Origin of the sequence: Streptomyces sp. UNOC14_S4 (genome assembly GCF_020740835.1) — a bacterium.
Classification (GTDB): Bacteria; Actinomycetota; Actinomycetes; order Streptomycetales; family Streptomycetaceae; genus Streptomyces.
In genome coordinates this window covers 1-9272 of the sequence record NZ_JAINFC010000307.1, presented here as the reverse complement: position 1 = coordinate 9272, position 9272 = coordinate 1, and the positions used below count along the sequence as shown (strand labels likewise).

The following is a 9272-nucleotide window of genomic DNA, read 5'->3' as shown; positions in this document are numbered from 1 at the left end:
ATGCCCGCGTCCCCGCCGCCCGGCGGCACCGGGCGCCCCGCGGCACGCCCCGCCGCGGTCCCCGCCTCCGGCGCGCAGACCCGCCGCTGGATCGAGATCAACGGCACGCGGCACCAGATCTCACGCCCCACCCTCGTGCTGGGCCGCAGCACCGAAGCGGACGTACGGATCGACGACCCCGGCGTCTCCCGCAGGCACTGCGAGATCCGGGTCGGCACCCCCTCGACGATCCAGGACCTGGGGTCGACGAACGGGATCGTGGTGGACGGACAGCACACCACGCGCGCTACGCTCCGCGACGGCTCACGCATCGTCGTGGGCAGCACCACCATCATTTACCGGCAAGCCGAAGGGTGAAGCGGGGGCAATGTCAGAGCTGACCCTCACGGTCATGCGGTTGGGTTTCCTCGCCGTCTTGTGGCTGTTCGTCATCGTGGCCGTCCAAGTCATCCGCAGTGACCTCTTCGGCACGCGGGTGACCCAGCGTGGCTCCCGCCGCGGCGGGAATGACCGGCAGACCCAGCGCGCGGCACAGCACTCCGCACCGCCGCAGCAGCAGCGCCAGCAGCAGGGCGGCGGCCGTCGTGCCGACCGCGGCCGCCGCGGCGCGCCCACCAAGCTCGTGGTGTCCGAAGGCTCCCTCACCGGCACCACGGTGGCCCTGCAGGGCCAGACCATCTCCCTCGGCCGTGCCCACGACTCGACGATCGTGCTGGACGACGACTACGCCTCCAGCAGGCATGCCAGGATCTACCCGGACCGCGACGGACAGTGGATCGTCGAGGACCTCGGGTCGACCAACGGCACCTATCTCGACCGGACCCGGCTGACCACCCCGACCCCGATCCCGCTCGGCGCGCCGATCCGCATCGGCAAGACCGTCATCGAGCTGCGGAAGTAGTAGGACCATGACGACCGGAGGGTGGGCAGCGTGTCTGGGAAGGGGCTGTACCCGGAGCCGACTGGCGAGGTGCGCATGAGTCTTTCACTGCGCTTCGCCGCCGGATCGCACAAGGGCATGATCCGGGAGGGCAACGAGGACTCCGGTTACGCCGGCCCCCGCCTGCTCGCCATCGCCGACGGCATGGGCGGCCAGGCCGCGGGCGAGGTGGCCTCCTCCGAGGTGATCTCCACCCTGGTGGGGCTGGACGACGACGTCCCGGGCTCCGACATCCTCACCTCCCTCGGCACCGCGGTGCAGCGGGCCAACGACCAGCTGCGCGTCATGGTCGAGGAGGACCCCCAGCTCGAGGGCATGGGCACCACGCTCACCGCCCTGCTGTGGACCGGTCAGCGGCTCGGGCTCGTCCACGTCGGCGACTCGCGCGCGTACCTGCTGCGCGACGGCGTGCTCACGCAGATCACGCAGGACCACACCTGGGTGCAGCGCCTCGTCGACGAGGGGCGCATCACCGAGGAGGAGGCCACCACCCACCCGCAGCGCTCCCTGCTGATGCGCGCGCTGGGCAGCGGCGACCATGTCGAGCCCGACCTCTCCATCCGTGAGGTGCGCGCGGGCGACCGCTACCTGATCTGCTCCGACGGCCTCTCCGGCGTGGTCAGCCACCAGACGATGGAGGAGACCCTCGCCGGCTACCAGGCCCCGCAGGAGACGGTCCAGGAGCTCATCCAGCTCGCGCTGCGCGGCGGCGGCCCCGACAACATCACGGTGATCGTCGCCGACGTCCTCGACGTCGACGGCACGGACACCCTGGCGAGCCAGTTCAGCGACACCCCGGTGATCGTCGGCGCGGTCGCCGAGAACCAGCTCCAGCTGGGCGAGGACGGTGCCCTGCACACCCCGGCGGGGCGGGCCGCCGAGCACGCCCGCGCCAACCGGCCCGTACCGCCGTCGGGCGGCTTCGGCCCGCCCGGCAGCGGCGAGGCGGGCATGGGCGGGGCGCCGGACGGCTCGTTCGGCGCCTTCATGGACGAGGAGTACGTCAAGCCCGTCCGCCGCGGCAGGTGGATCAAGCGGTCCCTGATCGTGGCCGTGGTGCTCGGCGTCATCGGCGGCGGGCTCTACAGCGGCTACAACTGGACGCAGACGCAGTACTACGTCGCCGCCAAGGACAACGACCACCTCGCCCTCTACCAGGGCATCAACCAGGACCTGGCCTGGATCAGCCTCAGCAAGCTGTACCAGGACCACCCCGAGATCGAACTCAAGTACCTCCCGGTCGACCAGCGCGGCCGCGTCCAGGACACCATCGCCCTCGACAGCAAGGACAAGGCCGTCCAGAAGGTGAAGGAACTGGGCCTGCTCGCGGGCGCCTGCAAGAAGGAGGACGAGCGCCGCAAGGCCGAACAGCAGGCGCGCGAGAAGGAGAAGCAGAGCGGCGAGCGCGCGGGCGGCGCGCTGGGTGAGGCCGGCAAGGTCTCCCCGAGCGCTCAGGCCACCCCCACCGCGTCGCCCGCGCCCGGTCCCACCCTCAGCGAGGAAGAGCAGAAGTTGGTCCCCCAGTGCAGCACTCAGCAGTGAAGCGGTAGGGGTCCGTCACGCCATGTCAGCCATGTCATCGACCACCACGACCACCACGATCAGCACCGTGGGCCTGCCCAGCCGGCGCAACACCGAGCTGGCGCTGCTCGCCTTCGCGGTGCTGATCCCGTGTTTCGCCTACGCCAACGTGGGGCTCGCCCTCAATGGTCAGATGCCCTCGGGCATGCTCGGCTACGGCATCGGCCTCGGTCTGCTCGCGGGCGTCGGCCATATCGTCGTCCGGAAGTTCGCCAAGTACGCGGACCCGCTGCTGCTGCCGCTGGCCACGCTGCTCAACGGGCTCGGCCTCGTCCTCATCTGGCGGCTCGACCAGTCGGAGCGGCTGGCGAACCTCGCGAAGAGCCAGGGCTTCAAGTTCGTCGCGTCGGCCCCGAACCAGCTGCTGTTCTCCGCGATCGGCATCGGGCTCTTCTGCGCCGTCGTGGTCTTCCTCAAGGACCACCGCATCCTCCAGCGCTACACGTACATCTCGATGGCGCTGGCGCTGGCCCTGCTGATCGCGCCGATGTTCTTCCCGGCGAAGTTCGGCGCGCGGATCTGGATCACCATCCCCGGCCTGGGCTCGATCCAGCCCGGTGAGTTCGCGAAGATCATCCTGGCGGTCTTCTTCGCGGGCTACCTGATGGTGAAGCGCGACGCCCTGGCCCTGGCCAGCCGCCGCTTCATGGGGATCTACCTGCCGCGCGGCCGTGACCTCGGCCCGATCCTGGCCGTCTGGGCGTTCAGCATCCTCATCCTGGTCTTCGAGACCGACCTCGGTACGTCGCTGCTCTTCTTCGGCATGTTCGTCGTGATGCTCTACGTCGCGACCGAGCGCACCAGCTGGATCGCCTTCGGCCTGCTGATGTCCGCCGCGGGCGCGGTCGGCGTGGCGTCCTTCGAGCACCACGTGCAGGCCCGTGTGAACGCCTGGCTCGACCCGTTCGGCGGCTGGGGCAAGTCCGCGGCCAGCGAGCAGATCTCGCAGGCGCTGATGGCCTTCGGCTCCGGCGGCGTCTTCGGCTCCGGCTGGGGACAGGGCTACTCCGACCTGATCGGCTTCGCCGCGAACTCCGACTTCATCCTCGGCACCGTCGGCGAGGAGCTCGGGCTCGCGGGCACCATGGGAATCCTGCTGATCTACGGGATCATCGTGGAGCGCGGCGTGCGCACCTCCCTCGCCGCCCGTGACCCCTTCGGCAAGCTGCTCGCGTGCGGCCTGTCGGCGGCGTTCGGCATCCAGGTCTTCGTCGTGGCCGGCGGCGTGATGGGCCTGATCCCGCTGACCGGTATGACCATGCCCTTCATGGCGGCCGGTGGTTCCTCCGTGATCGCCAACTGGGCACTGGTCGCCATCCTGATCAAGATCAGCGACACCGCGCGGCGCCCCGCGCCGGCGCCCGCCCCCACCACTGACGCCGAGATGACCCAGGTGGTCCGCCCGTGAACAAGCCCGTGCGCCGGATCGCGATCTTCTGCGGTCTGCTGACGCTTGCCCTGCTGCTGCGCAGCAACTGGCTCCAGTTCGTCCAGGCGGACTCGCTCAAGACCAACAAGCACAACCACCGCGTCGCCATCGCCCGCTACAGCCACCCGCGCGGCGACATCATCGTCGACGGCAAGGCGGTCACGGGCTCGCAGGAGACCGACGGCATCGACTACAAGTACCGGCGCAGCTACACCAACGGCGAGATGTGGGCGCCGGTCACCGGTTACAGCTCGCAGGTCTTCGACGGCTCCCAGCTGGAGAAGCTCTACGACAAGATCCTGACCGGGGACGACGACAAGCTCTTCTTCAACCGCACCGTGGACATGTTCACGGGCAAGGCGCAGAAGGGCGGTGACGTGATCACCACCCTGAACTCCAAGGCCCAGGAGGCCGCCTTCAAGGGCCTCAACGGCAAGCGCGGCGCCGTCGCCGCCCTCGACCCGCGTACGGGCAAGATTCTCGCCCTGGCATCCACCCCCTCGTACGACCCATCGAAGATCGCGGGCGCGAACGACGGCAAGAACTGGACGACGCTGGAGCAGGACAAGGACCAGCCGATGCTCAACCGGGCGCTGCGGGCCACCTACCCGCCCGGTTCGACGTTCAAGGTCGTCACGGCGGCGGCGGCGCTGGAGAACGGGCTCTACACGGACCCGGACCAGAACACCAAGACCCCGCCGAAGTACATCCTTCCGGACTCGGTCACCCCGCTGGCGAACGAGGGCAGCATCCAGTGTGAGAACGTCTCCATGCGCGAGGCCCTCCGGATCTCCTGCAACACCGTCTTCGGCAAGATCAGCGCCGACCTCGGCAACGAGAAGATGAAGAAGCAGGCGGAGAAGTTCGGCTACAACAGCGAGGTCCTCACGCCCGTCCGCGCCGAGAAGAGCGTCTACCCCAAGGACAACCGGCCGCAGAACGCCATGGACGGCATCGGCCAGGCGTCCAACCGCGCCACCCCGCTCCAGATGGCCATGATCGTCTCCGCGATCGCCAACAACGGCAAGCTGATGGAGCCGTACATGGTCGACAAGGTCCGGGCGCCGAACCTCAACATCATCGAGACGCACCAGCCGAAGCAGATGTCGCAGCCGCTCTCCGCGGCGAACGCGCAGAAGATCCAGTCGATGATGGAGACGGTCGTCCAGAAGGGCACCGGCACCAGCGCCCAGATCGACGGCGTCACGGTCGGCGGCAAGACCGGTACCGCCCAGCACGGCGTCGACAACAGCGGCAAGCCCTACGCCTGGTTCATCTCCTACGCGAAGACCGACAACGGCTCGCCGGTCGCGGTCGCCGTCGTCGTCGAGGGCGACGACACGACGGCGCGTGACGACGTCGCCGGTGGCGCGCTGGCCGCGCCGATCGCGAAGAACGTCATGGAGGCGGTACTCAGCACGTCGAAGTGACGCCGCTCACCCCTCCGCCCGCGCGCCGTGTGTGACGGTACCGGTCGTGTATCAGGTGACGGTGGCGCCCGGAAGGCGCGCAACCCGCCGGGTACGGTATGCCCGGACAGCACACCGCCGGACCCACGCCGGTGAGGTCAGGAAAACGGAAGGGCTGGAGCTATGGAAGAGCCGCGTCGCCTCGGCGGCCGGTACGAGCTGGGCTCGGTGCTCGGCCGTGGTGGCATGGCCGAGGTCTACCTCGCCCACGACACCCGGCTCGGCCGCACCGTCGCCGTGAAGACGCTGCGGGTGGACCTCGCCCGCGACCCGTCCTTCCAGGCCCGGTTCCGCCGGGAGGCCCAGTCGGCGGCCTCGCTCAACCACCCGTCGATCGTCGCCGTCTACGACACCGGCGAGGACTACGTGGACGGGGTCTCGATCCCGTACATCGTCATGGAGTACGTCGACGGGTCGACGTTGCGCGAACTGCTGCACTCCGGCCGGAAGCTGCTGCCCGAGCGCTCCCTGGAGATGACGATCGGCGTCCTCCAGGCGCTGGAGTACTCGCACCGGGCGGGCATCGTCCACCGCGACATCAAGCCCGCCAACGTCATGCTGACGCGCACGGGCCAGGTCAAGGTGATGGACTTCGGCATCGCCCGCGCCATGGGTGACGCGGGCATGACGATGACCCAGACCGCGGCCGTGATCGGCACCGCCCAGTACCTCTCCCCGGAGCAGGCCAAGGGCGAGCAGGTCGACGCGCGCTCGGACCTCTACTCCACCGGCTGCCTGCTCTACGAGCTGCTGGCCGTGCGCCCGCCGTTCGTGGGCGACTCCCCCGTGGCCGTCGCCTACCAGCACGTGCGCGAGGAGCCGAACCCGCCGAGCGCCTTCGACCCGGAGATCTCGCCCGAGATCGACGCGATCGTCCTCAAGGCCCTGGCCAAGGACCCGGACTACCGCTACCAGTCCGCCGACGAGATGCGGGCCGACATCGAGGCGACCCTGGAGGGCCGCCCGGTGGCCGCCATGGCGGGTGCCGGGTACGGCGCCGGGGGCTACGGCGAGGACCAGCCGACGACGATGCTGCGCTCGCAGGACCACGGCCCGGGGCAGACGTCCATGATGCCCCCGGTCAGCGAGGGGGACGGCGGCTACGGCGGCTACGACGACGGGAACGGCCGCAGGCGCGGCGGTGGCGGCGGCAAGAAGAACAACCTCTCCACCATCCTGTTGATCGTCGCGGGCATCCTGGTGCTCGTCGGCGCGATCTTCATCGGCAAGTCGCTGTTCGGCGGGACCAACAATTCCCAGGTGACGGTGCCGAACCTGGTCGGCGAGACGCTCAAGGAAGCCAAGGACCAGGCCGACAACGTCGGTCTGAAGGTCGTGCAGGACGGTACGAAGGCCTGCGACCAGGACAAGGGCAAGATCTGCGAGCAGAACCCCAAGGACGGCGGCAAGATCGACCGGGGCAGCACGATCAAGGTGAAGGTCTCCGAGGGCGCCGAGCAGATCGAGGTCCCGGACGTCACCGAGAAGCAGCAGAGCACGGCCCGCCAGCTCCTGGAGGACAAGGGCTTCATCGTCGAGGTGAAGACGACCGCGAGCGAGGGCAACACTCCCGGCACCGTGCTGAGCCAGGACCCCAAGGGCTCCACCAAGGCCGCCAAGGGCTCCACGGTCACGCTGACGGTCGTCGAGGCACAGGCGACCAAGCAGGTGCCGATCGTGATCGGCCAGTCCTACGACGCCGCGAACAAGCAGCTGAGCGACCTCGGCTTCAACGTGAAGAAGACCGAGGAGGAGTCGGACCAGCCCGCAGGCACTGTCATCAAGCAGAGCCCCGACGGCAACACCATCTCCAAGGTCGGCTCCACGGTCACGCTGACCGTCGCCAAGGGCAAGGCGAACCAGAAGGTGGCCGTCCCGGGGCTGACCGGCCGGAAGCTCAAGGACGCCAGGAAGGCACTGACGGACGCGGGCCTTCAGGTCGGCAACGTCACTGGCCCGCAGGACGACAACGCCACCGTGTTCACGTCCGACCCGATCGCCGGCACCCAGGTCGACAAGAACACTCCGGTCAACCTGACGACGGTGGGCGGGCTCCCCGGCGGCCCGGGCGGTGACACGGGCACCCCCGGCGGGGACCAGGGCACCGACGGGGGCTTCCTCAGCGGCTGGACCGGCGGCCGCAGGCACTGAACCTGAAGGCTTCTGCCGCACTTTTCTCCCAAACCTCGAGGGCGGGCCGAATTTCTCGGCCCGCCCTCGCTTGGTGTCCGTGTGCGCGTGTCCGCGTACCCGCGTGTCCTACTTCCGCAGCTCCACCGGCAGCGTGCGCTTGTTGTCGACCTTCTCCTCGCGCTGGAGCTCCGCCCAGACGATGTAGCGGTAGTCCGAGGTGTAGACGGGCGTGCAGGTCGTGAGGGTCAGATAGCGGCCGGGCTGCGTCTTGCCCGACTCCTTCGGGACCGGGTTCAGGACGTCCACGTTGTACTTGGAGGTCTGCTTGAGCTCGGCGTAGACCTTGTAGACGTACCAGGTGTCGCGCGTCTCGAAGACGACCGCGTCACCCGTCCTGATCTTGTCGATGTTGTGGAACTTCGCGCCGTGGCCGTCGCGGTGCGCGGCCAGGGTGAAGTTGCCCTGCTTGTCCCAGGGCATCGCGGCCTTCACTGGGTCGCGATAGAAGCCCGCCACGCCCTCGTTGAGGATGTCGGAGCCGGTGCCGCTCTTGACGAGCACCTCGCCGTTCTTCATCGACGGCACGTGCAGGAAGCCGATGCCGTCCTTGGTGTCCAGCGCGCCGGGGCCGCTGGGGCCGCCCTTCGCCCAGTTGTCGCGCACGTGGTTGCCCTGCCGCTTCGCCTCGCGGTCGGCGAGGACGTTCGTCCACCACAGCGAGTAGACGACGAACAGGGCCATCAGCACCCCCGCCGTGATCAGCAGTTCGCCGATCACCGCCACCGTGGCCGCGATCCGTCCGCGCGAGGGGGACGGCCACCGTGGCCCGTCGCCGTCGTTCCGTGCCACCGCGTCGTACCCCGCTTCGCTCTGTGCCGTTGTCCCCGGCCGCCCGTTCACCGTCCGCGGCCCGCTCACCCGACGAGGGCGTCCGGCTTGCCCTTGCTCCGGGGCCGCTCGTCGACCATCTTGCCCCAGACGATCATCCGGTACGTACTGGTGAATTCCGGGGTGCAGGTCGTCAGGGTGATGTAGCGCCCGGGACCGGTGAAGCCGGAACCCTGCGGCACCGGGGCGATGACCGCGACGTTCTCCGGGGACGTCTGCTCCAGGCGGCTCGTCATCTCGTAGGTGTAGAAGGCGCTCTGCGTCTCCACGACGATCTTGTCTCCGGGCTTCAGCCTGTTGACGTAGCGGAACGGTTCGCCGTGGGTGTTGCGGTGCCCGGCCAGCGCGAAGTTCCCCCGCTCGTCCCAGGGCATCGCGGACTTGAGCGCCCCCACGTAGTGGCCGACCATGCCACGGTCGAGGACCTGGTGCTTGCCGGTGCCCTCCGCGATGGGGGCCTTCACGTCCAGCGCGGGGATATAGATGATCGCGAAGCCCTCGCCGGGCGAGAACGTGCCCGCGTCCCGGTCCTTGCCGACGCCCTTGTCCCAGGAATTCCGCAGGTGTTTGGCGGCACCACCCGCCTGCTGGTGGGCTATCACGTTCGTCCACCACAACTGGTACGCGACGAACAGCAGCAGCACCACGCCGACCGTGATGAACAGCTCGCCGACGAAGCGGCTCGCCATGACGCCGAAACCGACCCGCGGCGCGGCTCCAGCCGCGTGTGGCGCCGTGGGCGTCACCGGCCGGCGGGAACGGCGGGACCGCCGGGAACGCGGCGCTCTGTGCGCCCCACGGGCCGCCTTCCGCCGCGCGGCCCGGCCACCCC

At 69.2% G+C, this 9272-nt stretch carries 8 protein-coding genes; 6 read left to right on the top strand and 2 right to left on the bottom strand.

The window, feature by feature from the left end:
* The 6 genes from K6I34_RS24345 to pknB form a co-directional block, all read left to right on the top strand.
* Nucleotides 1-357, top strand: a 357-nt coding sequence (locus K6I34_RS24345) for an FHA domain-containing protein (RefSeq protein ID WP_229328474.1), incomplete at its 5' end; no start/stop codon positions are given.
* A 10-nt stretch (nucleotides 358-367) separates the two neighbouring features.
* Nucleotides 368-901 (top strand): FHA domain-containing protein, encoded by a 534-nt coding sequence (locus K6I34_RS24340; protein ID WP_229328473.1) that lies wholly within the window; start codon nucleotides 368-370, stop codon nucleotides 899-901.
* 75 nt (nucleotides 902-976) lie between these two features.
* Complete coding sequence (locus tag K6I34_RS24335) at nucleotides 977-2482, top strand: Stp1/IreP family PP2C-type Ser/Thr phosphatase (protein ID WP_229328472.1); 1506 nt, start codon at nucleotides 977-979, stop codon at nucleotides 2480-2482.
* 31 nt (nucleotides 2483-2513) lie between these two features.
* Entirely contained in the window at nucleotides 2514-3929 is a 1416-nt protein-coding gene (locus tag K6I34_RS24330) for an FtsW/RodA/SpoVE family cell cycle protein (protein ID WP_229328471.1), read from the top strand.
* Nucleotides 3926-5380, top strand: coding sequence for a penicillin-binding protein 2 (locus tag K6I34_RS24325; protein WP_229328470.1), 1455 nt, complete (start codon nucleotides 3926-3928; stop codon nucleotides 5378-5380). Before K6I34_RS24330 ends, K6I34_RS24325 begins: the two co-directional genes overlap by 4 nt.
* 162 nt (nucleotides 5381-5542) lie before the next feature.
* The gene (pknB, locus tag K6I34_RS24320) at nucleotides 5543-7570 is read left to right on the top strand and encodes a Stk1 family PASTA domain-containing Ser/Thr kinase (RefSeq protein ID WP_229328469.1); all 2028 of its coding nucleotides are present in this window, start codon (nucleotides 5543-5545) and stop codon (nucleotides 7568-7570) included.
* 108 nt (nucleotides 7571-7678) lie between these two features.
* On the opposite strand, the gene K6I34_RS24315 is transcribed toward pknB, so the two are convergent.
* The gene (locus tag K6I34_RS24315) at nucleotides 7679-8401 is read right to left on the bottom strand and encodes a class E sortase (protein ID WP_229328468.1); all 723 of its coding nucleotides are present in this window, start codon (nucleotides 8399-8401) and stop codon (nucleotides 7679-7681) included.
* Nucleotides 8402-8466: 65 nt separating this feature from the next.
* On the bottom strand, nucleotides 8467-9272 hold an 806-nt coding region (locus K6I34_RS24310), incomplete at its 5' end, for a class E sortase (RefSeq protein WP_229328467.1).